Annotated in this window: 1 protein-coding gene; it reads right to left on the bottom strand. The window is 54.3% G+C overall.

What is annotated here, in order from left to right; genetic code table 11:
• Positions 1 to 229 (bottom strand): hypothetical protein (locus tag XpopCFBP1817_RS22400; RefSeq protein ID WP_208619696.1); only part of this gene is annotated, 229 nt, incomplete at its 3' end.
• Between the last annotated feature and the right edge of the window lie 301 nt (positions 230 to 530).

Raw genomic sequence — 530 nt, 5'->3', positions numbered from 1 at the left:
GGGGTTCAGCCGACATACGTGTAAAAATGACTCGCAGAACCCGATTTCTTTTGTGAAAACATGAAGTTGCCAGATAAAACGGCGCTTCCATCGGCTCATCCACTACCTTGTCCCTTTCGAGGTTCGGCACGCTGCAACTGTCTTGCGGCGAGTGTGCGAGGCCGGTCGGCCACGGGGCGCGTAATAGATAGACGGAACGCCGCAGCCCCATGTAGTGGGTCTTGACCATGTGGGTCATCCCAGTTACGTGAGATGCAGGCAATCGGCTTGTGCTCGCTCTCGTGAAGCCGGTGGCATCCGTCTATTACCCACCCTGCGGATTCTTTGACATTCTGGCCTGGACGTAGCCCACGTCCCCAGGAGCAACGGAACTCACGCCTACGACCAATGACTACTTACCCCACGCCGCGATCAGCCTGAGGACCAGGAGTGATTCGTGCAAGAAATAGCCAAAAATGAGGGTGGAGCAGGGATTCGTGTAAAAAACAGCCAAAAGTGAGCTAACTCGCTGTCAGCAAAGGTTTTTATAC

The sequence above is a fragment of the Xanthomonas populi genome (genome assembly GCF_002940065.1).
Lineage (GTDB): Bacteria > Pseudomonadota > Gammaproteobacteria > Xanthomonadales > Xanthomonadaceae > Xanthomonas > Xanthomonas populi.
Note: the sequence above shows the minus strand (reverse complement) of the source record. Positions and strands in the feature narration are given on the sequence as shown.